The organism is Mycolicibacterium wolinskyi (genome assembly GCF_002101965.1).
In the GTDB taxonomy this organism is placed as follows: Bacteria; Actinomycetota; Actinomycetes; order Mycobacteriales; family Mycobacteriaceae; genus Mycobacterium; species Mycobacterium wolinskyi.
Map to the genome: position 1 here is coordinate 102158 of NZ_LQQA01000033.1, position 21315 is coordinate 123472.

At 67.5% G+C, this 21315-nt stretch carries 25 protein-coding genes; 17 read left to right on the forward strand and 8 right to left on the reverse strand.

The genetic code is table 11. From position 1 onward, the window contains the following. The first annotated feature begins 107 nt into the window (after positions 1 to 107). From rplU to proB, 4 genes are all read left to right on the forward strand, one after another. Complete coding sequence (rplU, locus tag AWC31_RS30740) at positions 108 to 419, forward strand: 50S ribosomal protein L21 (RefSeq protein WP_067847179.1); 312 nt, start codon at positions 108 to 110, stop codon at positions 417 to 419. A gap of 16 nt (positions 420 to 435) precedes the next feature. Then, positions 436 to 702, forward strand: a complete 267-nt coding sequence (gene rpmA / locus AWC31_RS30745; RefSeq protein WP_067847176.1) for a 50S ribosomal protein L27 — start codon at positions 436 to 438, stop codon at positions 700 to 702. Between the two features lie 90 nt (positions 703 to 792). Continuing rightward, the gene (gene obgE / locus AWC31_RS30750; RefSeq protein WP_067847174.1) at positions 793 to 2232 is read left to right on the forward strand and encodes a GTPase ObgE; all 1440 of its coding nucleotides are present in this window, start codon (positions 793 to 795) and stop codon (positions 2230 to 2232) included. Further along, positions 2229 to 3329 carry a glutamate 5-kinase gene (proB, locus tag AWC31_RS30755; RefSeq protein WP_085148589.1) on the forward strand — a complete coding sequence of 367 codons (1101 nt, stop codon included), beginning with the start codon at positions 2229 to 2231 and terminating at the stop codon, positions 3327 to 3329. Before obgE ends, proB begins: the two co-directional genes overlap by 4 nt. Before the next feature lie 48 nt (positions 3330 to 3377). Here the strand turns inward: proB and AWC31_RS30760 are convergent, their stop codons facing one another. Then, positions 3378 to 4013 carry a TetR/AcrR family transcriptional regulator gene (locus tag AWC31_RS30760; RefSeq protein ID WP_085148592.1) on the reverse strand — a complete coding sequence of 212 codons (636 nt, stop codon included), beginning with the start codon at positions 4011 to 4013 and terminating at the stop codon, positions 3378 to 3380. A 65-nt stretch (positions 4014 to 4078) separates the two neighbouring features. Here AWC31_RS30760 and AWC31_RS30765 point away from each other — a divergent pair, with 65 nt between their 5' ends. After that, on the forward strand, positions 4079 to 5347 hold the full coding sequence (locus AWC31_RS30765; RefSeq protein WP_085148595.1) for a cytochrome P450: 1269 nt from the start codon (positions 4079 to 4081) through the stop codon (positions 5345 to 5347). Here the strand turns inward: AWC31_RS30765 and AWC31_RS30770 are convergent. Continuing rightward, positions 5319 to 6161, reverse strand: a complete 843-nt coding sequence (locus AWC31_RS30770; protein ID WP_085148598.1) for an NAD-dependent protein deacetylase — start codon at positions 6159 to 6161, stop codon at positions 5319 to 5321. The genes AWC31_RS30765 and AWC31_RS30770 overlap by 29 nt on opposite strands. Before the next feature lie 114 nt (positions 6162 to 6275). Then, on the reverse strand, positions 6276 to 6815 hold the full coding sequence (locus tag AWC31_RS30775) for a cysteine hydrolase family protein (protein WP_085148600.1): 540 nt from the start codon (positions 6813 to 6815) through the stop codon (positions 6276 to 6278). A gap of 58 nt (positions 6816 to 6873) precedes the next feature. On the opposite strand from AWC31_RS30775, the gene AWC31_RS30780 reads away from it, so the two are divergent. Beyond that, entirely contained in the window at positions 6874 to 8925 is a 2052-nt protein-coding gene (locus tag AWC31_RS30780; RefSeq protein ID WP_085148602.1) for an NAD(+) synthase, read from the forward strand. Between the two features lie 16 nt (positions 8926 to 8941). Here the strand turns inward: AWC31_RS30780 and AWC31_RS30785 are convergent, their stop codons facing one another. The 4 genes from AWC31_RS30785 to AWC31_RS30800 are packed head-to-tail and all read right to left on the reverse strand — an operon-like array spanning position 8942 to position 11640. Continuing rightward, positions 8942 to 9544, reverse strand: coding sequence for a cation efflux transmembrane domain-containing protein (locus AWC31_RS30785; protein ID WP_085148604.1), 603 nt, complete (start codon positions 9542 to 9544; stop codon positions 8942 to 8944). Then, positions 9544 to 9873, reverse strand: coding sequence for an ArsR/SmtB family transcription factor (locus tag AWC31_RS30790; protein ID WP_067847139.1), 330 nt, complete (start codon positions 9871 to 9873; stop codon positions 9544 to 9546). The genes AWC31_RS30785 and AWC31_RS30790 overlap by 1 nt, the downstream gene beginning before the upstream one ends. A gap of 48 nt (positions 9874 to 9921) precedes the next feature. Continuing rightward, positions 9922 to 10734, reverse strand: a complete 813-nt coding sequence (locus tag AWC31_RS30795; RefSeq protein ID WP_085148606.1) for an enoyl-CoA hydratase/isomerase family protein — start codon at positions 10732 to 10734, stop codon at positions 9922 to 9924. 45 nt (positions 10735 to 10779) lie between these two features. Continuing rightward, a complete protein-coding gene (locus AWC31_RS30800; RefSeq protein ID WP_085148607.1) occupies positions 10780 to 11640 on the reverse strand; it encodes a ribokinase in 861 nt (286 codons plus the stop codon). Positions 11641 to 11712: 72 nt separating this feature from the next. On the opposite strand from AWC31_RS30800, the gene AWC31_RS30805 reads away from it, so the two are divergent. Genes AWC31_RS30805 through AWC31_RS30855 form a run of 11 tightly spaced genes read left to right on the forward strand, consistent with a single transcriptional unit; the run spans position 11713 to position 20141 of the window. Next, positions 11713 to 12978: a glutamate-5-semialdehyde dehydrogenase gene (locus AWC31_RS30805; protein ID WP_085148609.1), complete on the forward strand. Its 1266-nt coding sequence runs from the start codon at positions 11713 to 11715 to the stop codon at positions 12976 to 12978. Between the two features lie 15 nt (positions 12979 to 12993). Then, on the forward strand, positions 12994 to 13878 hold the full coding sequence (locus AWC31_RS30810) for an AAA family ATPase (RefSeq protein ID WP_067847129.1): 885 nt from the start codon (positions 12994 to 12996) through the stop codon (positions 13876 to 13878). A 13-nt stretch (positions 13879 to 13891) separates the two neighbouring features. Continuing rightward, the gene (locus AWC31_RS30815; RefSeq protein WP_085148611.1) at positions 13892 to 15343 is read left to right on the forward strand and encodes a vWA domain-containing protein; all 1452 of its coding nucleotides are present in this window, start codon (positions 13892 to 13894) and stop codon (positions 15341 to 15343) included. A gap of 33 nt (positions 15344 to 15376) precedes the next feature. Next, a complete protein-coding gene (nadD, locus tag AWC31_RS30820; RefSeq protein WP_085148613.1) occupies positions 15377 to 16015 on the forward strand; it encodes a nicotinate-nucleotide adenylyltransferase in 639 nt (212 codons plus the stop codon). Further along, positions 16012 to 16404, forward strand: coding sequence for a ribosome silencing factor (gene rsfS, locus AWC31_RS30825; RefSeq protein ID WP_085148615.1), 393 nt, complete (start codon positions 16012 to 16014; stop codon positions 16402 to 16404). Before nadD ends, rsfS begins: the two co-directional genes overlap by 4 nt. Then, complete coding sequence (gpgP, locus tag AWC31_RS30830; RefSeq protein ID WP_085148617.1) at positions 16401 to 17069, forward strand: glucosyl-3-phosphoglycerate phosphatase; 669 nt, start codon at positions 16401 to 16403, stop codon at positions 17067 to 17069. The genes rsfS and gpgP overlap by 4 nt, the downstream gene beginning before the upstream one ends. Next, positions 17059 to 17808, forward strand: coding sequence for a diglucosylglycerate octanoyltransferase (octT, locus tag AWC31_RS30835; protein WP_085148620.1), 750 nt, complete (start codon positions 17059 to 17061; stop codon positions 17806 to 17808). The genes gpgP and octT overlap by 11 nt, the downstream gene beginning before the upstream one ends. 1 nt (position 17809) lies before the next feature. After that, on the forward strand, positions 17810 to 18646 hold the full coding sequence (locus AWC31_RS30840; RefSeq protein ID WP_067847116.1) for a DegV family protein: 837 nt from the start codon (positions 17810 to 17812) through the stop codon (positions 18644 to 18646). 57 nt (positions 18647 to 18703) lie between these two features. Further along, on the forward strand, positions 18704 to 19024 hold the full coding sequence (locus AWC31_RS30845) for an ArsR/SmtB family transcription factor (protein WP_067847114.1): 321 nt from the start codon (positions 18704 to 18706) through the stop codon (positions 19022 to 19024). After that, a complete protein-coding gene (locus tag AWC31_RS30850; RefSeq protein WP_085148623.1) occupies positions 19021 to 19506 on the forward strand; it encodes an SRPBCC family protein in 486 nt (161 codons plus the stop codon). Before AWC31_RS30845 ends, AWC31_RS30850 begins: the two co-directional genes overlap by 4 nt. 8 nt (positions 19507 to 19514) lie before the next feature. Beyond that, positions 19515 to 20141: a maleylpyruvate isomerase family mycothiol-dependent enzyme gene (locus tag AWC31_RS30855; protein WP_085149876.1), complete on the forward strand. Its 627-nt coding sequence runs from the start codon at positions 19515 to 19517 to the stop codon at positions 20139 to 20141. Here the strand turns inward: AWC31_RS30855 and AWC31_RS30860 are convergent. Beyond that, a complete protein-coding gene (locus AWC31_RS30860; protein WP_085148626.1) occupies positions 20119 to 21171 on the reverse strand; it encodes an NAD(P)H-dependent amine dehydrogenase family protein in 1053 nt (350 codons plus the stop codon). The two genes, AWC31_RS30855 and AWC31_RS30860, sit on opposite strands and share 23 nt — an antisense overlap. Positions 21172 to 21315 lie beyond the last annotated feature (144 nt).

The following is a 21315-nucleotide window of genomic DNA, read 5'->3' on the forward strand; positions in this document are numbered from 1 at the left end:
TGCCTGTGGTTCGCAGGCTGGCGACGGCGGGGCACCCCGCCACCCAAGACCCGCGCACGCACCGACCGGTAACGCGCGCCCGCAGAGCAGCTAGAGCAGAGGACACGATGGCGACATACGCAATCGTCAAGACCGGCGGCAAGCAGTACAAGGTTGCCGTCGGCGACGTGGTGAAGGTTGAGAAGCTCGACTCCGAGCCCGGCGCGTCGGTATCGCTGCCCGTCGCTCTTGTGGTCGACGGCGCGAAGGTCACCAGCAAGGCCGATGACCTGGCCAAGGTCGCGGTCACCGGCGAGGTGCTCGAGCACACCAAGGGTCCCAAGATCCGCATCCACAAGTTCAAGAACAAGACCGGTTACCACAAGCGCCAGGGGCACCGTCAGCAGCTGACTGTGCTCAAGGTCACGGGCATCAAGTAATAGGAGGCGTTTCGACATGGCACACAAGAAGGGCGCTTCCAGCTCACGCAACGGTCGCGAATCAGCCGCCCAGCGGCTCGGCGTCAAGCGGTTCGGCGGCCAGGTCGTCAAGGCCGGCGAGATCCTCGTCCGCCAGCGCGGCACCCATTTCCACCCCGGCGTCAACGTCGGTCGTGGCGGCGACGACACCCTGTTCGCCCTGGCTCCCGGCGCCGTGGAGTTCGGCTCCAAGCGTGGCCGCAAGCACGTGAACATCGTTCCCGTGCCGCGCCCGGAGGCCTGAGACATCGAGGATTCTCCGCGAATGTGAAGCAGCTGCGAGTTCTCGATAGAACTTTCGCGATAGCTTCACATTCGACGGAGAGGATGTCCGATGCCCCGGTTTGTCGACCGCGTCGTCATTCACGCGCGGGCAGGCAACGGCGGCAATGGCTGCGCGTCGGTGCACCGCGAGAAGTTCAAACCGCTCGGTGGTCCTGACGGCGGCAACGGCGGTCGAGGTGGCAGCGTCATCCTCGTCGTCGACCCGCAGGTGCACACCCTGCTGGACTTTCATTTCCATCCCCATGTGGTCGCGCCGTCCGGCAAGCAGGGCGCAGGCAGTAACCGCGACGGTGCCGCGGGCACCGACCTCGAGGTTCGGGTTCCCGACGGCACCGTAGTGCTCGACGAACAGGGCCGGATGCTGGCGGATCTCGTCGGTGCCGGAACCCGGTTCGAGGCGGCGGCCGGCGGACGCGGTGGCCTCGGCAACGCAGCGCTGGCCTCCCGGGCGCGTAAGGCCCCCGGCTTCGCACTGCTCGGGGAGAAGGGCCAGGCCCGCGACCTCACGCTCGAGCTCAAGACGGTCGCCGACGTCGGGCTGATCGGTTTCCCGTCGGCAGGCAAGTCCTCGCTCGTCTCCGCGATCTCGGCTGCCAAACCCAAAGTCGCCGACTACCCGTTCACCACGTTGGTGCCCAACCTCGGTGTGGTGTCGGCGGGGGACAACACCTACACCGTGGCCGACGTGCCCGGATTGATCCCCGGAGCCTCCGAGGGACGCGGACTGGGTCTGGAGTTCCTGCGTCACCTCGAGCGGTGCGCGGTCCTCGTGCACGTCGTCGACTGCGCGACCATGGAGCCCGGCCGCGACCCCATCTCCGACATCGAGGCGCTCGAGGCCGAATTGGCCGCCTACACCCCGACCCTGCAGGGGGATTCGACGCTGGGCGATCTCGCGTCGCGGCCGCGTGCGGTGGTGCTCAACAAGATCGACGTGCCGGACGCCCGTGAACTGGCCGATTTCGTGCGCGACGAAGTCGCTCGCCGGTTCGGCTGGCCCGTGTTCGAGATCTCCACGGTCAGCCGGGACGGGTTGCGCCCCTTGACATTTGCGTTGTGGGACATGGTCAAGAAGTACCGCGATGCGCAGCCCGAGGTGGTGCCGAGGCGTCCGGTGATCCGGCCGATCGCCGTCGACGAGAGCGGTTTCACCGTGGAGTCCGATGGGCACGGCGGGTTCATCGTGCGGGGCACCCGGCCGGAACGCTGGATCGCGCAGACCAACTTCGACAACGACGAGGCCGTCGGCTATCTCGGTGACCGGCTCGCGCGGTTGGGTGTCGAGGACGAACTGCTCAAGCTGGGCGCCCAACCCGGCTGTGCCGTCACCATCGGTGACATGACCTTCGACTGGGAACCGCAGACCCCGGCCGGGATCGATGTACCGCTCACCGGCCGCGGCACCGATGTCCGGCTCGAACAGAGCGACCGCGTGTCCGCCGACGAGCGCAAGGCCGCACGGAAGGCCCGCCGGGAGAGCGGCGAATGAGCATTCATCGCGATGCTGTGCGTACCGCGCGCAGCGTCGTCGTCAAGATCGGCACCACCGCGCTCACCACGCCCTCGGGGGTATTCGACGCGAACCGGCTCGCGAGCCTGGTCGAAGCGATCGAGGGCCGGATGAAGGCCGGGTCCGATGTGGTGATCGTGTCCTCCGGTGCGATCGCCGCCGGGATCGAACCACTGCGGCTCAGCAAGCGCCCGGCCGACCTGGCCACCAAGCAGGCCGCGGCCAGCGTGGGCCAGGTCGCCCTCGTCAACGCGTGGAGTTCGGCGTTCGCCGCCTACAACCGCACGGTCGGCCAGGTGCTGCTCACCGCGCACGACATCTCGATGCGCGTGCAGCACAACAACGCTCAGCGCACCCTCGACCGGCTGCGCGCCCTGCATGCGGTGGCGATCGTCAACGAGAACGACACCGTGGCCACCAACGAGATCCGGTTCGGCGACAACGATCGGCTCTCGGCCCTGGTGGCGCACCTCGTCGGGGCCGACGCACTGATCCTGCTGTCCGATATCGACGGCCTCTATGACTCCGATCCGCGAAAAGGCAACGCGCGCTTCATCCCTGAGGTTGCCGCGCAGGGCGATCTCGACGGTGTCGTGGCCGGTCGCGGCAGCCATCTCGGGACGGGCGGCATGGCGTCGAAGCTGTCCTCGGCACTGCTGGCCGCGGACGCGGGCGTTCCGGTCCTGCTGGCCGCCGCGGCCGATGCCGCCGCCGCACTCGACGACGCATCGGTGGGCACGGTGTTCGCACCCCGGCCCGAGCGGATGTCGGCACGCCGATTCTGGGTGCGCTACGCCGCGGAGTCGGCAGGCACGCTGACGCTGGACGACGGTGCGGTGCGCGCGGTGGTCAAGCAGCGCCGCTCACTGCTTCCTGCCGGGATCACCGAAGTCACCGGGCGATTCCACGGCGGAGATGTCGTCGACCTGCGTGCGCTTGACGGCCGCACCGTCGCCCGCGGCGTGGTGGCGTACGAGGCGGCCGAGCTCGCCAAGATGATCGGCCGCTCGACCGCGGATCTGCCCGCCGAGATGCGCAGACCCGCCGTACACGCCGACGATCTCGTCGCCACGTAGTGATTTGTGCACCTCCAGCGGCGCTCACCGCCGGTCACGGTGCACAAATCACTCGGGTGGGGACTCGAGATAGAGGGCAGCCCAGACGATTTGGGTGAGCGTCGCGGCGAGTTCGGCATCGTAGGACGCCGGCTGCGACGGCAGGTTGATGTGACAGGTGCGCTCGACCAGCCACGTGAGCGCGCTCGCCGTGGTGGCGGCCGGGAGCTGCGGGCGGATCGACCCGTCGGCCTGGCCGTCCTCGATCACCCGGGTCAGTTGCGCGGTGATGCCGGCGAGCAGTTCGCGGTACGTCTGCCCGACGAGTGAGTCGTAGGCCGACATCTCGTTGAGCGCGACGAGCAGCGGCTGGTGGCGGCGATAGCTCGCGATGATGCCCGACATCGCGGCGCGCACATCGGCGGGATCACGCCGGCCCGCGACGCCCCACCACTGCTCGGCATCGCGTGCCAGCTCGCCGAAGACTTGCGTCGCCAGGCGGCGCAGCAGATGGCCTTTGTCCTCGAAGTAGATGTAGAAGCTTGCGCGCGAGATGCCGGCTTCGGTGGCCAGCTTGTCCACGCTCAGCTCGGTGAAGCTCGTGCCGTCGGCCATGAGCCGATCGGTTGCCGCCAGCAGCTGACGTTCGATCTCTTCGCGCCGTTCCTCACGTTTGGCCTGCGGCTTTCGCGTCACCGATGGCATGCCCACAGCGTATCGGCTTCGTTCTCACCTTGACTAGACACACTGTCTAGACTTATTGTCGCGCCATGCCTGTGTCGCCGATCACATCCTTGTCGCAGCGTGCCTACGACTCCGTCGACTTGTCGTCGCGAAAGTTCTGGGCCATCTCGGCAGCCGAGCGGGAAAACGCGTTTGCCGAGCTTCGGGCCGCCCGGCCGGTGAGCTGGCATCCGCCGGTGGAGGATGCGCTCATGCATGATCCGAACGATCAGGGGTTCTGGGCGGTCACCCGGCACGCCGACATCGTCGCCATCAGCCGCGACAGTGAGACCTTCTTGTCCGGTAAGGGTGTGCTGTTCGAGAACGTGCCCGAGGAACTGCTGGAGGCCTCGCAGTCGTTCCTGGCCATGGACGCACCGCGGCATACGCTGATCCGCAAACTGGTCCACGCCGCCTTCACCCCGCGTCAAGTGGCCCGCATCGAAACCTCCATCAAGGCCAACGCGCGCCAGATCGTCGCCGAACTCAAAACGGCAGGTAGCGGTGTCGATTTCGTCGACCAGTGTGCCAAGGAACTGCCCATTCGCACGCTCTCGGACATGGTCGGCATTCCCGAGTCTCACCGTCAGCAGGTCGCGCACGCGGCCGATGCCCTGGTGTCCTGGGCCGATCCGGTGTACCTCGACGGCAGGAACCCGCTCGAAGTACTGCTGGAAAACCAGGTCTATTTGCATCAGGTCGCCGGCGAACTGGCCGCGCAACGGCGTGCGCAGCCGGGCCATGACCTCATCAGTGCCCTCGTCCAGGCCGAGGTCGATGGTGACCGCCTGACCGACGCCGAAGTGGCCGCGTTCTTCGTGCTGCTCGCGGTGGCAGGCAACGACACCACCCGGCAGGCCACGAGCCACGCGCTCAAGGCGCTGACCGACTTCGCTGACCAACGCGCCTGGCTCATGGCGGATTTCGACGATCGGATCGGCTGTGCGGTAGAAGAACTCGTGCGGTGGGCGACGCCCGTGATGACGTTCCGGCGCACCGCGGCAACCGATGTCGAGATCGGTGGCCGGAAGATCGCCGCTGGGGACAAGGTCGTGATGTTCTACGCGTCGGGCAATTGGGACACCGCCGTATTCGACCGGCCCGAGGTACTCGATCTGAGCCGAAAACCGAATCCGCACCTGGGATTCGGTGGTGGCGGACGGCATTTCTGCCTGGGCGCTCATGTGGCGAGAACGCAGCTGAGAGCGCTCTTCGCCGAGTTACTGCACCAGCTTCCCGATATCGCGGCCGGCGAACCGGCCTATCTGCAAGGCAATTTCGTGCACGCTATCCGGGCGATGCCGTGTACGTTCTGACCAGCTCACCGGCGAGCAGCGTCAACATCTCCGAGCAGCCCGCGTCGACCTTCACGGTCGCGAGGTCATCGCCGCGAGTGGGGCCACGGTTGATGATGGCGACGGGCATGCCGCGCGCTGCCGCATGACGGACGAACCGGTAGCCCGAGTACACGGTCAGCGACGAACCCGCCACCAGAAGGGCCTGTGCCGCATCGACCACTGAATAGGCTTGCTCCACACGCTCTTTCGGGACGTTCTCGCCGAAGTAGACGATGTCGGGTTTGAGCATCCCGCCACAGACCGGACAGTCGATGATGACGAACGACGCGGTATCGGTCACGACGGCATCGGCATCCGGGGCCACGGCGATGCCACCGACCGTCTCGGCACGCTCCAGGAAACCTGGATTCGCCTGCTCCAACAAGTCGGCCAGCGTACTTCGCGCCATGGTGTGACCGCAGTCGAGACACACCACCTGTGCGTAAGTCCCGTGCAGGTTGACCACGTCACGACTGCCGGCCTTGGTGTGGAGCAGGTCCACGTTCTGGGTGATCAATCCCGTCACGACGCCCGAGGCTTCGAGCGCTGCCAGTGCGCGGTGGCCCGCGTTGGGTTGGGTGTCGTCCATGTGCCGCCAGCCGATGTGGTTGCGGGCCCAGTAGCGCTGCCGGAACACCGGGTCGGAGGTGAACTGCCGGATGGTCATCGGGTTGCTCGGCGGCGAATCCGGCCCACGGTAGTCGGGGATCCCCGAGTCGGTGGACATCCCCGCGCCCGTGAGCACGGCGACACGGCGCCCCTGTAGCAGGGTCACGAGTTCGGGTGCATCCACTCTGTCGAGGGTAGATCGGTCGGAGATGTGGCTACTCAGCCGGTATGCGTGCAATCACCGTCAAACCGGCACCGACGTGAAGGTCATCATCGATCTCGGCTGAGCGTCGACACGTCAGGCCAGGCACTCGGCGGCCGGAACGACCTCGGCGCTCATGTTCCGCCGCATCATCTCCAACGCAGCCTCGCCCAGTCCGGCGTCGATGTGTGCGACCGCGTCGGCCGGAACGACGACGTCGAAGTGGCGGACGTAGGCGTCCAGGGCGCTGTAGAGGATGCACTGCTCGGTGACCTGGCCGGCGAGGATCACGCGTTCGGTGCCCAGCCGACCCAGCAGATAGTCCAGCGCGGTGGCGTAGAAGACGCTGTGGCGCACCTTGGTCAACAGCAGGCAGCCGTCCTCGGGCAGGATCGGGCGCACCAGGTCCGGCCGCTCGCCGTCGAGCGCCGATTCGACGATGTCGCTGAACTGCGCGGTGAAGTCACCGTAGTTGTCGTTGACGTAGATCAGGTCGACGTCGTCGCGCTCGCGCGCGGCTTTGATCAGATTGACGAGGGGATCGATGATCCGGGCGACATTGGGCGCCAGCAGTTCGGCATCCTCGTGTTGGTAACTGTTGAGCATGTCGACGACGACGACAGCGGTATCGCTCATGAGATTGTTGATACCCCGTCACCCGATCTTGACACTTCACGGGCAACAATAGGGAGCGATGGACTTCTACAGCGCCTACCGCCACGGTTTCGCGCGGGTTGCGGCCTGCACTCATCACACGGCACTGGCGGATCCGCCGGCCAACGCCGAGTCGGTGTTGCGGTTGGCCCAGGCCTGCCACGACGACGGCGTCGCGGTCGCGGTTTTCCCCGAGTTGACGCTGTCGGGCTACTCGATCGAGGACATCCTGCTGCAGGACGCGCTGCTCGAATCGGTCGAAGAAGCGCTCACCGAGATCGTCGCGGCGTCGGCCGTGCTGGCACCGGTGCTCGTCGTCGGTGCGCCGCTGCGGCACCGCCACCGCATCTACAACGCGGCGGTGGTCATCCACCGCGGGGCGATACTCGGCGTGGCGCCCAAGTCGTATCTGCCGACGTACCGCGAGTTCTACGAGCGCAGGCAGCTTGCCGCGGGCGATGACGTGCGCGGCACCATCCGGGTCGCGGGTGCCGAGGTGCCGTTCGGTCCGGATCTGTTGTTCGTGGCCGCCGACCTTCCCGGCCTTGTCCTGCATGTCGAGATCTGTGAGGACATGTTCGTCCCGGTACCACCCAGCGCGCAGGCCGCACTGGCGGGGGCGACGGTGCTGGCGAATCTGTCGGGCAGCCCGATCACCGTCGGCCGTGCCGAGGACCGGTGCCTGCTGGCCCGCTCGGCTTCGGCACGGTGTTTGGCGGCATACGTCTACGCCGCGGCGGGTGAGGGCGAGTCGACCACCGATCTCGCATGGGACGGCCAGACGATGATCTGGGAGAACGGGCTGCTGCTCGCCGAGAGCGAGCGTTTTCCGCGCGGTGAACGACGTGCGGTCGCCGACGTCGATCTGGAGCTGATCCGCTCGGAGCGGCTGCGTATGGGCACGTTCGACGACAATGCCCGCCACCACGCGGCCACGTCTGACGCCTTCCGCCGGGTCGAGTTCCAGCTCGACCCGCCGTCCGGGGACATCGGGCTGTTGCGTGAGGTCGAGCGCTTCCCGTTCGTACCGGCCAATCCCGAACGGCTGCAGCAGGATTGCTATGAGGCATACAACATCCAGGTCTCCGGTCTGGAGCAACGCCTGCGCGCACTGAACTACCCGAAGGTCGTCATCGGCGTCTCGGGCGGCCTGGATTCCACGCACGCGCTGATCGTCGCCGCGCGCGCGATGGACCGCGAAAACCGCCCGCGCAGCGACATTCTCGCGTTCACGCTGCCCGGCTTCGCCACGGGGGACCGCACCAAGAACAACGCCATCCGGCTGAGCGAGGCCCTCGGTGTGACGTTCGAAGAGATCGACATCAAGAAGACCGCCGAGTTGATGCTCACGGAGATGGACCACCCGTTCGGCCGTGGCGAGAAGGTCTACGACGTCACGTTCGAGAACGTGCAGGCCGGCCTGCGAACCGATTACCTGTTCCGGCTCGCCAACCAGCGCGGCGGCATCGTGCTCGGCACCGGCGACCTGTCCGAACTCGCGCTCGGCTGGTCGACGTACGGGGTCGGCGACCAGATGTCGCACTACAACGTCAACGGCGGCGTGCCGAAAACCCTGATCCAGCACCTGATCCGATGGGTCATCGCGTCCGGTCAGTTCGGGCCCGTGGACTCGGACGTCAACGAGGTGCTGCAGTCGGTGCTCGACACCGAGATCACGCCCGAGCTGATCCCCACGGGTGAAGACGAGGAGATCCAGAGCAGCGAAGCCAAAGTCGGACCGTATGTGCTGCAGGACTTTTCGCTGTTTCAGGTGCTGCGGTACGGATTCCGTCCGTCGAAGGTGGCGTTCCTGGCCTGGCACGCCTGGCATGATCCGGCACAGGGGGACTGGCCGGCCGGATTCCCGGAGGACAAGCGGCCGGCCTACTCGCTCAAGGAGATCCGGCACTGGCTGCAGGTGTTCGCGCAGCGGTTCTACTCGTTCGCGCAGTTCAAACGTTCGGCACTGCCCAACGGGCCCAAGGTGTCGCACGGTGGCGCGCTGTCACCGCGAGGCGACTGGCGGGCACCGTCGGACATGTCCGCCCGGATCTGGCTCGACGAGATCGAACGCGAGATTCCCGAAAGTTAGCGGTTGAGCCCCCCCGCTAGCAGCATGGGTCACCACGCCAGGCGTTGACGCCTTCGCGAACGGCGAGCGCGGCGATCACCAGTGCGGCCACACCGTCGGCCCACGCCCATCCGAGTAGGGAATTGAGCAGCAGGCCGATCAGAAGTGCGGCGGACAGGTATGTGCACAGCAGCGTCTGCTTGGAATCGGCGAAGGCTGACCGGGATCCAAGCTCGCGCGCGGCCCGGCGCTGCGTGAGCGACAGCACCGGCATGATGAGCAGGCTCGCGGTCGCGAGCGCGATGCCGACCGGTGAGTGCCGCGCTTCGCCGATGCCGAACAACGACATGGTCGCGTCGACGGTCACGTAGGCGGCCAGTGCGAAGAACGAGAATGCGATGAGCCGCAGCGCGGTCCGTTCCCGGGTCTCGGGGTCCGCGGCGGCGAACTGCCACGCCACCACCGCCGCGGACGACACCTCCACCGCCGAGTCGAGGCCGAACCCGATCAATGCCGACGACGACACCCGCGTGCCCTCGGCAAGTGCGATGGCCGCCTCGATGACGTTGTAGGTGATCGTCGCCGCCACGAGCCAGCGGATGCGGCGGGCCAACACATCCTGGCGGGTAGCCGTCACCATCAGCAGCAGCCTTCGGTATCGGCGGTGGGGCAGCAGGCGGGATCCACGGCGAGTACCAGGCCCACCAGATCATCGAGCGCGTGGCCGATGCGGCGGTCGGCGAGTTCGTAGCGGTTGCGCCGGCCTTCGGGCTGGACCACCACGAGTCCGCAGCCTCGCAGGCACGCCAGGTGGTTGGACAGGGTCTGGCGGGACACGCCGATGGCATCGGCGAGGTCGGACGGGTAGCGCGGCCCGTCGCGCAACATCAGCAGGATGCGGGCGCGCGTCGGGTCCGAGAGCGCGTATCCGAACCGGGACAACGCGGTGCCGTTGATGACCGTCTCCATGGAAGAGACAGTACATTGAACGCTGAATTCAGGAAAGCGTGAACTAACTCAGAGTCGGCCCTCGGTCCGGAGCTCGGGATGAACCCACTCGGGCGACCTTCGCTGCTTGAAGGCGCGGAAACCCTCGGCAGCCTCGTCGCCGCTGTAGCTGGCCTTCATTCCGATCCGGTCGAACAAGCCCAGATAGTTGTCCAGGCTGGACTTGACCACGCCCCGTGCGCGTGGTGCGGTGCGGCAGCATTGCGCAAGCACCTCACGCGCGGTGTCGAGCAGTTGGTCGTGCGGCACGACACGCGCCACCATGCCCCAGTCGACGGCCTCGTCGGCGCTCAGCGTGCGGCCGGTGAACATCAGGTCGCGGGTGCGCACCGGGCCGATCAGCCGGGCCAGCATCTGGCTGTAGTAGGTGTCGGCGATACCGCGATAGAGCTCGGGGACCCGGAATGTGGCGCGGTCGCTGACGACGGCCATGTCGCTGCACATCGCGATCTGCAGACCGCCGCCCTGGCACAACCCATTGACCGCGCTGACAACCGGTTTGACCGACTGGCGCAACGTCTCGAACGGCGTCACATCCATCGAGAGGGCTGCGCCGAAGCTCATCCAGTCATCGACCCCGTCGCCGCCGCCCAGGTCACCACCCGGCGCGAACACGTCACCCGTGCCGGTGATCAGCAGGCCCGCGAGGTCCGGATCCGACTCGACATGCGTGACGGCGTAGCGGATCCCGAAGTACATCGCCGGTGTCATGGCGTTTCGCGCCTCGGGGCGGTCCAGCGTGACGACGCCGAACGGGCCCTGCCGGTCGAACTTGAGGTATGGCGTGCCGAGCCAGTCGCCCTCGGGCGGTCGCGGTGTCATAGCTGGCGACTATAACGGCAACGGTATCAACTTCAGTTGGTTGCCTCAGTGCGTCAGCACGGCGTCGATGTCGGCGGCGTTGGGGGCGCAGTCGCCCGCCCCGCGCACGAGCGTCGCGAGCGCTCCGGCCGCACACGCGCGCCGCAGCGCATCCTCATATCCCGAGCGCCAGCCCGCGGCGAGCACACCGGCGAACACGTCGCCGGCCCCGGCGGTATCGACTGCCCGCACCATCGGCGCGGGCACATCGAAGCGTTCGTCCTCACCCAGGTAACTCGCGCCCTTCGATCCCCGGGTGATCACGAGATGCTTGACCGGCCAATGCCACTCCGCGGCCTCGGTCTCGTTGACCACCACCACGTCGACCGAGTGCGACAGCGCCAGCAGGTGGTGCGCGGCGGTGCCTGCAGGTGATGCGTTGAGCATGACGACGGCTCCGGCCGCACGGGCCAACCGGGCCGCCGCGATCGCGGTCGTGGCGGGAATCTCCAGTTGCAGCAGCACGACGTCGGCGTCGCAGATCGCGGACCGGGCGGCCGCGGAATCCACGTCGAGCAGGGAGTTCGAGCCAGGTGCCACCACGATGCTGTTCTCGCCTGTGGCGTCGACGACGATCACGGCCGATCCGCTCGGGCCCGGCAGGCTCACCACCGCATCCTGGTTGACGCCGTTGGCGCGCAGGTGCGCGCGCAATGACTCGGCCGCGGCGTCCTCGCCGACGGCCGCCACGAGTGCGACGTTGCCGCCTGCGCGCGCGGCGGCAACGGCCTGATTCCCGCCCTTGCCGCCCGGTGCCGATACGAGTGAGGACGCCAGGACGGTCTGCCCCGGGCGGGGCAGGGTGCGCACGGCGAAGGTCAGGTCGGCATTGATGCTTCCAACGACGCACACGCGCGAAGCGGCCATAGCCGACAACGCTAGACGAGCCCTGGGCTGACACGCGTCGAACGCCGCCAACAGGTCCGATACGCTGGCTGGATGAGCGTTCAGACGCAGTCGAGTGCTGTTGTGGTACCGGACGCGGACCTGCGTGGACAGGTCCATGACGCCGCGCGGCGGGCCCGGGTCGCGGCCAGGACGCTGGCGACCCTGAGCGCCGCGGCCAAGAACAGTGCCCTGCACGCCGCCGCGGACAGCGTGCTGTCACATGTCCACGAGGTACTCGCCGCCAACGCCGCGGATCTCGAGGCGGCGCGCGCCGCCGGTACACCCGAGGCAATGCTCGACCGGTTGGCCCTCAACCCGCAGCGCGTGGACGGCATCGCCGCCGGGCTGCGTCAGGTCGCGGGGCTGCCCGATCCGGTCGGGGAGGTGCTGCGCGGCCGCACCCTGCCCAACGGCCTGCAGTTGCGCCAGCAGCGCGTGCCGCTCGGGGTGGTCGGCATGGTCTACGAGGGCAGGCCCAACGTCACGGTCGACGCGTTCGGCCTGACCCTCAAATCCGGTAACGCGGCGCTGCTGCGTGGCAGCTCGTCGGCTGCGCGATCCAACGAGGCGTTGGTGATCGCGCTGCGGTCCGCCCTCGCGGGTGAGGGGCTGCCGCTCGACGCCGTGCAGCTGTTGCCGAGCCATGACCGCGCCAGCGTCACCCACCTCATCCAGGCCCGCGGCTTGGTCGACGTGGTGATCCCACGCGGCGGCGCCGGCCTGATCGACGCCGTGGTGCGCGACGCGCAGGTGCCGACGATCGAGACGGGTGTGGGCAATTGCCATGTCTACGTTGATGAATCGGCCGATCTCGAGCTGGCCGAGAAGATACTGCTGAACTCCAAGACACGTCGGCCCAGTGTGTGCAATGCCGCCGAGACGCTGTTGGTCGACCGCGCGGTCGCAGAGACTGCGCTGCCGCGGCTGACGGCGGCGCTACAGGACGCCGGCGTCACCGTGCACTCGGACCCCACCGACGACGAACTGCGGGCCGAGTTCCTGTCGATGGACATCGCCGTGGCCGTGGTGGACGGAGTCGACGGAGCGATCGACCACATCAACACCTACGGCACCGGGCACACCGAGGCCATCGTCACGACCGATCTCGCTGCCGCCCAGCGCTTTACCGAGCGCGTCGACGCGGCCGCGGTGATGGTCAACGCGTCCACCGCGTTCACCGACGGAGAGCAGTTCGGTTTCGGCGCCGAGATCGGCATCTCCACCCAGAAGCTGCATGCCCGTGGGCCGATGGGGCTGCCCGAGCTGACCTCGACCAAGTGGATCGTGTGGGGCGACGGCCAAACCCGCCCGGCCTAGACAACCAGGAGAGATATGAGCGTGCCCGCACGCCCGGCGCCGCTGTTCGCCGACATCGACGATGTCGCGCGACGGCTGGCCGAGACCGGCTACCTGCCCGACACCGCAACCGCCACCGCGGTTTTCCTCGCCGACCGGTTGGGCAAGCCGCTGCTCGTGGAGGGGCCGGCCGGCGTCGGCAAAACCGAATTGGCCCGCGCGGTCGCCCAATCCACGGGTTCGGAGCTCGTGCGGCTGCAGTGCTACGAGGGTGTCGACGAGGCGCGGGCACTCTACGAGTGGAATCACGCCAAGCAGATCCTGCGGATCCAGGCCGGTCAGGGCGAGGGAGCCGACTGGGACCGCACGAAAGACGATGTGTTCAGCGAGGAATTCCTGCTGACCCGTCCGCTGCTGACGGCGATCAAACGCACGGACCCCACGGTGCTGCTCATCGACGAGACCGACAAAGCCGACATCGAGATCGAGGGGCTGCTGCTGGAGGTCCTCTCCGACTTCGCGGTGACCGTCCCCGAACTCGGCACCATCACCGCCGAGCGGCCGCCGTTCGTCGTGCTGACCTCCAACGCGACCCGCGAGTTGTCGGAGGCCCTCAAACGCCGCTGCCTGTTCCTGCACATCGACTTCCCCGACCCCGACCTCGAACGGCGCATCCTGCTGTCCCGGGTGCCCGAGCTGCCCGAGCACATCGCCACCGAACTCGTCCGCATCATCGGCGTGCTGCGCGGCATGCAGCTCAAGAAGCTGCCGTCGGTCGCCGAGACGATCGACTGGGGCCGCACCGTTCTGGCCCTCGGGCTCGACACGATCGACGACCAGATGATCGCCGCAACGCTCGGTGTGGTGCTCAAACACCAGTCCGATCAGCAGCGCGCGGCCGGCGAGCTCCGGCTGAATTGACGGACGACGACTGATGGCGTCGCGCCGGACCCGACCACCGCAGCCACTGGCCCCCCACGGCCTGCCGGGCCATCTCGTGGAATTCGTGGAAGCCCTTCGCGGGCAGGGCATCTCGGTGGGGCCGTCGGAGACGGTGGATGCCGGGCGCGTGATCACGGTGCTCGGTCTCGGCGATCGCGAAGCATTGCGCGAAGGCATCGCATGCGCGGTGTTGCGCCGCGCCGACCACCGCGACACCTACGACGCGATGTTCGACCTGTTCTTCCCGGCGGCGCTGGGCGCGCGCACCGTACTCGACGACGACGCCACTGACGATCCGGCCGAAGACAGGCAGACCCTGCCGCCCGAGGACATCGAAGCGATGCGCGCGGCACTGGTGCAGATGCTCACCGACAACGACGAGCTGGCCAACCTCGATGACCGACTGGCGGCGATGATCGCCCAGATCGTCGAGGCCTACGGCCGCTACAACTCCAGCCGCGGACCGTCGTACTCGTCGTATCAGGCGCTCAAGGCCATGAGCCTCGACGACCTGGAAGGCCGCCTGCTGGCCGGGCTGCTGGCACCGTACGGCGAGGAACCCACCCCCACGCAGGAGGAGATCGCCAAGGCGCTGGCCGCCCAGCGCATCGCGCAACTGCGCAAGATGGTCGAGTCGGAGACCAAGCGCCGCACCGCCGAACAGCTGGGCCGTGAACACGTCCAGATGTACGGGGTGCCGCAGCTCGCGGAGAACGTCGAGTTCCTGCGTGCCTCGGGCGAGCAGCTCAAGCAGATGCGCAAGACGGTGGCCCCGCTGGCCCGCACCCTGGCGACCCGGCTGGCCGCTCGTCGCCGGCGCTCGCGCGCCGGGGAGATCGACTTGCGCAAGACGTTGCGCAAGTCCATGTCCACCGGCGGCGTGCCGATCGATGTCGTGCTCAAGAAGCCGCATCCGGCCCGTCCGGAACTCGTGGTGCTGTGTGACGTCTCGGGCTCGGTCGCGGGCTTCAGCCACTTCACGCTCATGCTGGTGTCGGCGCTGCGTCAGCAGTTCAGCAGGGTTCGCGTCTTTGCCTTCATCGACACCACCGACGAGGTCACCCAACTGTTCGGCCCGGAGTCCGATCTGGCCGTGGCCGTCCAGCGCATCACCCGCGAAGCGGGGGTGTACACCCGCGACGGGCACTCCGACTACGGGCACGCGTTCGTGTCCTTCCTCGACAAGTATCCGAACGTGCTGTCGCCGCGCAGCTCACTGCTCGTCCTCGGCGACGGCCGCAACAACTACCGCAACCCGGAGGCCGAGCTGCTGGCGCACATGGTGTCGTCCAGCCGCCATGCCCACTGGCTCAACCCCGAACCCAAGCACCTGTGGGGCAGCGGGGACTCCGCGGTGCCGAAATACCTCGACGTCATCCCGATGCACGAGTGCCGCTCGGCCAAGCAGCTGGCCGCGGTCATCGACGGGCTGCTGCCCGTCTGAGGTGGCACCGACGCTGCCGTAAGCTGGCTATTCGTGGCTTCTCGACGCAGGCTCGGCGTGATGGGTGGGACGTTCGATCCCATTCACAACGGGCACCTGGTGGCGGCCAGTGAGGTTGCCGACCTGTTCGACCTCGATGAGGTCGTGTTCGTGCCGACCGGTCAGCCGTGGCAAAAGCACGATCGGCGCGTGACCGAGGCCGAGGACCGCTACCTCATGACGGTGATCGCGACCGCGTCCAATCCGCGGTTCTCGGTGAGCCGTGTCGACATCGACCGCGGCGGTCCGACCTACACCAAAGACACCCTGCGCGACCTGCGCGATTTGAACGCGGACGCGGATCTGTACTTCATCACCGGTGCTGACGCACTGGCGTCGATCCTGTCCTGGCAGAACTGGGAGGACCTGTTTTCGATGGCGCGATTCGTCGGCGTGAGCCGACCTGGTTACGAACTCGACGGCAAACACATCTCCGCGGCGCTTGAAGAATTGCCGCCCGATGCGCTCAAACTTGTAGAGGTGCCGGCGTTGGCGATTTCGTCGAGCGATTGCCGCAGGCGGGCCGAACAGTCTCGGCCGATCTGGTACCTGGTGCCCGACGGCGTGGTGCAGTACGTGGCCAAGCGCGGCCTCTATACCGCCGACGCGACGAACGCGGGGGCAGCCCGATGACCGCCACCGCCGAAGCCGTCGAAATGGCCACCGTCGCCGCGCAGGCCGCGGCTTCCAAGCTTGCCGACGCCGTGGTAGTCATCGATGTGTCGGGGCAGCTCGTGATCACCGACTGCTTCGTGATCGCGTCGGCCTCGAACGAGCGGCAGGTCAACGCGATCGTCGACGAGGTCGAGGAGAAGATGCGGCGCGCCGGCTACAAGCCCGCCCGCCGGGAAGGCACCAGAGAAGGTCGTTGGACGCTGCTCGACTACGTCGACGTCGTCGTGCACATCCAGCACCAGGATGAACGCAACTTCTATGCGCTGGACCGGCTGTGGAAGGACTGCCCGCTGGTGCCGGTGGATCTCGATCGGCAGCCTGAAGCGCCGGACGGAGACGCCGAATGAGGGTGCGCCGCCTGGTCATGCTGCGTCACGGTCAGACCGAGTACAACGCCGGTAGCCGGATGCAGGGGCAGCTCGACACCGAGCTGTCGGACCTGGGCCGTGACCAGGCGGCAGCAGCCGCCGAGGTGCTGGCGAAACGCCAGCCCCTGCTGATCGTGTCGTCGGATCTCAAGCGCGCGCTGGATACCGCGGTGACACTGGGCGATCGCGCCGGAATCTCGGTCGAGGTCGACCAGCGGCTGCGGGAAACCCATCTCGGCGACTGGCAGGGCCTCACCCATCTCGAGGTGGACGCGGCGGCGCCGGGTGCGCGGCTGGCCTGGCGCGACAACGCGCGATGGGCGCCCCACGGCGGCGAGAGCCGTGTCGACGTCGCCGAACGCAGCATGCCCGTCGTGGCGGAACTCGTTGCCGAACAACAGGAGTGGGGGATCGACGGACCGGAGCGCCCGGTTGTGCTGGTCGCTCACGGTGGGCTGATCGCGGCGTTGACCGCCGGCTTGCTGGGCTTGCCCGTCGACAACTGGCCCGTGCTGGGCGGTATGGGCAATGCGAGCTGGGTCCAATTGTCCGGGCATTCCGCCGACGACGCGGATTTCCCGGCGATCCGGTGGCGGCTGGACGTGTGGAACGCGTCGGCTCAGGTTGCCAACGATGTCCTCTGAGCGCTCCGCCGAGCGCAGGCCGGTGCTGTTGGTGTTCGCCGACTCGCTGTCCTACTTCGGCCCGACCGGCGGCCTGCCGTCCGACGATCCGCGCATCTGGCCCAACATCGTGGCAGACCAGCTCGGCTGGGACCTGGAGCTCATCGGCCGGATCGGTTGGACGTGCCGCGACGTCTGGTGGGCCGCGACCCAGGACCCCCGATCGTGGGCGGCCCTTCCGCGCGCCGGTGCCGTGATCTTCGCGACGAGCGGCATGGATTCCCTGCCATCGCCGCTGCCGACGGCGTTGCGCGAGCTGATCCGCTACGTGCGTCCGGCGTGGCTGCGACGCTGGGTCCGCGACGGCTATGGCTGGGCCCAACCACGTCTTTCGCCCATCGCGCGGTCGGCGCTGCCGCCACACGTGACGGTCGAATATCTTGAGATGACGCGCAACGCAATTGATTTCAACCGGCCCGGGATACCGGTGGTGGCCTCACTGCCTTCCGTGCACATCGCCGAGACCTACGGCAAGGCGCATCACGGCCGGGAGCGCACCGTGCGGGCGATCACGGCCTGGGCCGAGGAGCACGATGTCGCGCTCGTCGACCTCAAGGCCGCGGTCGCCGACGAGGTGCTCAACGGCCGCGGCAATCCCGACGGGATCCACTGGAACTTCGAAGCCCACCGCGCAGTGGCCGAGCTCATGCTCAAAGGCCTCGCCACAGCCGGTGTGTCACAAGAGAATTCCGCCGACTGACATGGCAGTCGTAGTGGTCACCGATTCGTCGTCGCGGCTGTGCCAGGAACACCGCGAACAATGGCAGATCCGGCAGGTGCCGTTACACGTGCTCGACGACGACACCGACCTGCGCGACGGCGTCGACCCGGTACCGTCCGACATCCAGGACCGGGCGAAAGTCACGACGTCCGGCGCGACGCCGGCGGAACTCGCTGACGTGTACCGGCAGGCACTCGCCGACAGCGGTGGGGATGGCGTTGTCGCGGTTCATATTTCGGCCGCACTGTCGAGCACCTACAGTTCGGCGGTGCTCGCGGCCCGTGAATTCGGCCAAGCGGTGCGGGTCGTCAACTCGCGCTCGGCGGCCATGGGCGTCGGCTTCGTAGCGCTTGCCGCGGCCCGAACAGCCGGTGCGGGTGCGGATCTGGACGCCGTCGAGGCGGCCGCGCGCGACGCGGTCGGACATGGACACGCGTTCATCGTCGTGCACCGGCTCGACAACCTCCGCCGCAGCGGCCGCATCGGCACGGCGGCGTCCTGGCTCGGCACCGCGCTGTCACTCAAGCCGTTGCTGCGCCTCGACGTGGACGGTCGGCTCGTGTTGTCACAACGGATCCGGACCATCTCGAAAGCGCATGCAGCCCTCGTCGATCAGGTGGCGGAGGTCGTCGGCGACCGGCAGGCGAGCGTGGTCGTGCACCACGTCGACAACCGCGACGCGGCCGATGAAATCGGTGCGGCACTGACCACCCGACTTCCGCAGATCGCATCGCTCACGGTCACCGACATGGGGCCCGTGCTGGCGGTCCACGTCGGTGGGGGCGCGGTCGGGGTGGCGGTCGAGGTGTATCCGTAAGTCCGTAAGTCGCAACTAACGGTTGACGTTGACTTACCGTTAGTTCACACTTACCAAGTGTCCGCGTCCGCATCCGCCGTCCTCGACGCGCTCGGCGACAAGACTCGTCGGTCGATCCTCGAGAAACTCGCCGACGGTCCGGTGGCGGTGGGCGTCCTCGCCGACCAATTACCCATCTCGCGTCCCGCTGTCTCCCAACACCTGCGGGTGCTCAAAGACGCCGACCTCGTGGTCGAGTCGATCGCGGGCACCCGGCGGCTGTATCGCGTGAACGAGGCGGGCCTGGTGGCGTTGCGTGACTATCTCGACCGGTTCTGGGTGCAGGCCTTGGCCGGTTTCAAGGAAGTCGTAGAGCGCCAGGAAGGAGACCCCACATGAGTCAGGCCAGGCTGGGAACCATCCGCCACGACATCGTGGTCGATGCACCGCTGGAGCGGGCGTTCCGCGTATTCACCGAGCAGTTCGGCGATTTCAAGCCCCGCGAACACAACCTGCTGGCCGTCCCGATCGCCGAGACCGTCTTCGAGGCGAGACCTGGCGGCAGAATCTACGACCGCGGCGTCGACGGCAGCGTATGCGCGTGGGCGCGCGTCATCGCACTCGATCCACCGAACCGGGTCGTGTTCGCCTGGGACATCGGCCCCACCTGGCAAATCGAAACCGACCCGGTCCGCTGCAGCGAGGTCGAAGTGCGCTTCGTCGCCGAGTCGCAGACGCGCACGCGTGTCGAACTCGAACATCGCCACATCGACCGGCATGGAGATGGTTGGGAGGCCGTTGTTTCCGGAGTCGACGGCGACGCCGGCTGGCCGCTCTACCTCAGCCGTTACGGTGCGCTCGTGGAGAGCGTGGATTCGTGAGCTCGACCATGCAACTCGCGCGCGACGAGCGCACCGAATTCGCCGAGTTCCTCGACGGTTTGACGCCACAGCAGTGGGACAGTCCCACGCTGTGTGGGGACTGGCGGGTTCGCGACGTCGCCGCGCACGTGATCGGCTACGACGCGTTGAGCCGCGGCGAGACGATCCGTCGCATGGCGAAGGGACTAGTGACGCGCGGCGGCGCCAACGCGGTCGGCGTCGCCGAGGACGCCGGCAAACAGCCCGGTGAGCTCATCGCACTGTTTCGGCGCTACGCCGAGCCGAGAGGCTTGACCACCGGGTTCGGCGGGCGGATCGCACTCGCCGACGGCATGATCCACCAACAGGACATACGTCGGTCACTGGGCCTGCCTCGGGTGATTCCGCCGGACCGGTTGCGCGTCGTGTTGAACTTCGCGATCTGGGCGCCGCCGCTGCGCGGCGCGCTACGGACGCGCGGAGTACGGCTCGTCGCAACGGATCTCGACTGGTCGTGGGGTCGCGGACCCGAGGTGCGCGGCCCCGGTGAGGCGGTGCTCATGGCGATGGCGGGCCGAGGCGCTGCGTTGACCGATCTGGACGGGCCCGGCAAGGACAGGCTCGCCGGCCGTCTCAGCCCGCGAAGCGTCCGGTGATCGGTGGCAGATCCTTGAGCGTGACGATCCCGGGCGGGGCGGCGACCACTGCGGGCACCGCGTTGGTCACCGGCAGCGCGGTGTAGATCATTCCGAGGCCCATGAACCCGGGCTCGGTCCAGTCCTTGGGTGGCAGGCAGTGCAGCACGGTACGCATGTTGGGCAACCCGAAAACCTGGATGACATGGCCGTGCTCAAGGGGTTTGGGCGGCGTGACGTGATCGCCCATCGTCCAGTTGAATCCGACGCTGACGACGTTCTTGTCGCCGACCCAGCCGCGGTGGTAGCCGAACACGCCCGCGACGGTGCCCTTCGGGATCTGCATGAAACCGAGATCGGAGTCGCCGGTGGCCGCGGTGAACGTGACGTCGAACGTCATCCGATCCAGTGTCGCGCCGATGGCATCGGCCATCATCGCCGCGGACTCGGCGAACACCTCGCTCTCGCGCCGTACGCTCTCGGCCAAACCCGGCGTTTCGGGATCCTGCGAGAAACCCATGGCGGTCTGGGTTCCGGCCGACTCGTAGGTCGAGCAGTCCACCGACTCGGTGATCCGGATTTCGTCGACCCGCTCGCATGAACCGGACAGCACCATGCCGACCATATTCGTCATACCGGGGTGGGCGCCGCTGCCGAAGATCGTGGAATTCCCTGTCTCGCAAGCCTTCCGGATCCGCTGCAAATCCTCGGGGGTCTGCTTGCCGCCGGTGATCCAGGCCGCGCTCGAACACACGTTGACCCCGGCCGACAGTAGCCGAGTGAGCTCGTCGACATCCGGCCACAGCGGGTTGTAACAGCACGCGTCCGGCTTGAGCTCGAGCAGTTCATCGACGGAATTGGTGGCCAGAACCCCCGTCGGTTCCCGCCAGCCCGCCAATTCGGCGGCGTCGACACCGACTTTGTCGGAGCCGTGGGCATACACGCCCACCAGTTCCATGTCGTCGCGGCCGATGATGGCGTGCAGTGAACGCCGGCCGATGTTGCCGGTGGTCCACTGGATCACGCGAAGCGGCGGTTGCCCTGCGGTCATGAATCGTCTCCTCGATGAGCCTGTCCAGTGCAGTAGACACTATCGGGCAGATTGTTCACTCGGCGGCCTCTCGGTCGGTTCTGGCAGCGGACGCACCGGCGTCGCACAATCGAACTGTGGGGTCGAACACCGCGACTCCATGAA

What these genes read in the sequence shown, in the direction of transcription:
- rplU (WP_067847179.1), top strand. Translation starts at nt 108, where the DNA reads ATGGCGACATACGCAATCGTCAAGACCGGCGGCAAGCAGTACAAGGTT.
- rpmA (WP_067847176.1), top strand. Translation starts at nt 436, where the DNA reads ATGGCACACAAGAAGGGCGCTTCCAGCTCACGCAACGGTCGCGAATCA.
- obgE (WP_067847174.1), top strand. Translation starts at nt 793, where the DNA reads ATGCCCCGGTTTGTCGACCGCGTCGTCATTCACGCGCGGGCAGGCAAC.
- proB (WP_085148589.1), top strand. Translation starts at nt 2,229, where the DNA reads ATGAGCATTCATCGCGATGCTGTGCGTACCGCGCGCAGCGTCGTCGTC.
- AWC31_RS30760 (WP_085148592.1), bottom strand. Translation starts at nt 4,013, where the DNA reads ATGCCATCGGTGACGCGAAAGCCGCAGGCCAAACGTGAGGAACGGCGC.
- AWC31_RS30765 (WP_085148595.1), top strand. Translation starts at nt 4,079, where the DNA reads ATGCCTGTGTCGCCGATCACATCCTTGTCGCAGCGTGCCTACGACTCC.
- AWC31_RS30775 (WP_085148600.1), bottom strand. Translation starts at nt 6,815, where the DNA reads ATGAGCGATACCGCTGTCGTCGTCGTCGACATGCTCAACAGTTACCAA.
- AWC31_RS30780 (WP_085148602.1), top strand. Translation starts at nt 6,874, where the DNA reads ATGGACTTCTACAGCGCCTACCGCCACGGTTTCGCGCGGGTTGCGGCC.
- AWC31_RS30785 (WP_085148604.1), bottom strand. Translation starts at nt 9,544, where the DNA reads ATGGTGACGGCTACCCGCCAGGATGTGTTGGCCCGCCGCATCCGCTGG.
- AWC31_RS30790 (WP_067847139.1), bottom strand. Translation starts at nt 9,873, where the DNA reads ATGGAGACGGTCATCAACGGCACCGCGTTGTCCCGGTTCGGATACGCG.
- AWC31_RS30795 (WP_085148606.1), bottom strand. Translation starts at nt 10,734, where the DNA reads ATGACACCGCGACCGCCCGAGGGCGACTGGCTCGGCACGCCATACCTC.
- AWC31_RS30800 (WP_085148607.1), bottom strand. Translation starts at nt 11,640, where the DNA reads ATGGCCGCTTCGCGCGTGTGCGTCGTTGGAAGCATCAATGCCGACCTG.
- AWC31_RS30805 (WP_085148609.1), top strand. Translation starts at nt 11,713, where the DNA reads ATGAGCGTTCAGACGCAGTCGAGTGCTGTTGTGGTACCGGACGCGGAC.
- AWC31_RS30810 (WP_067847129.1), top strand. Translation starts at nt 12,994, where the DNA reads ATGAGCGTGCCCGCACGCCCGGCGCCGCTGTTCGCCGACATCGACGAT.
- AWC31_RS30815 (WP_085148611.1), top strand. Translation starts at nt 13,892, where the DNA reads ATGGCGTCGCGCCGGACCCGACCACCGCAGCCACTGGCCCCCCACGGC.
- rsfS (WP_085148615.1), top strand. Translation starts at nt 16,012, where the DNA reads ATGACCGCCACCGCCGAAGCCGTCGAAATGGCCACCGTCGCCGCGCAG.
- gpgP (WP_085148617.1), top strand. Translation starts at nt 16,401, where the DNA reads ATGAGGGTGCGCCGCCTGGTCATGCTGCGTCACGGTCAGACCGAGTAC.
- octT (WP_085148620.1), top strand. Translation starts at nt 17,059, where the DNA reads ATGTCCTCTGAGCGCTCCGCCGAGCGCAGGCCGGTGCTGTTGGTGTTC.
- AWC31_RS30840 (WP_067847116.1), top strand. Translation starts at nt 17,810, where the DNA reads ATGGCAGTCGTAGTGGTCACCGATTCGTCGTCGCGGCTGTGCCAGGAA.
- AWC31_RS30850 (WP_085148623.1), top strand. Translation starts at nt 19,021, where the DNA reads ATGAGTCAGGCCAGGCTGGGAACCATCCGCCACGACATCGTGGTCGAT.
- AWC31_RS30855 (WP_085149876.1), top strand. Translation starts at nt 19,515, where the DNA reads ATGCAACTCGCGCGCGACGAGCGCACCGAATTCGCCGAGTTCCTCGAC.
- AWC31_RS30860 (WP_085148626.1), bottom strand. Translation starts at nt 21,171, where the DNA reads ATGACCGCAGGGCAACCGCCGCTTCGCGTGATCCAGTGGACCACCGGC.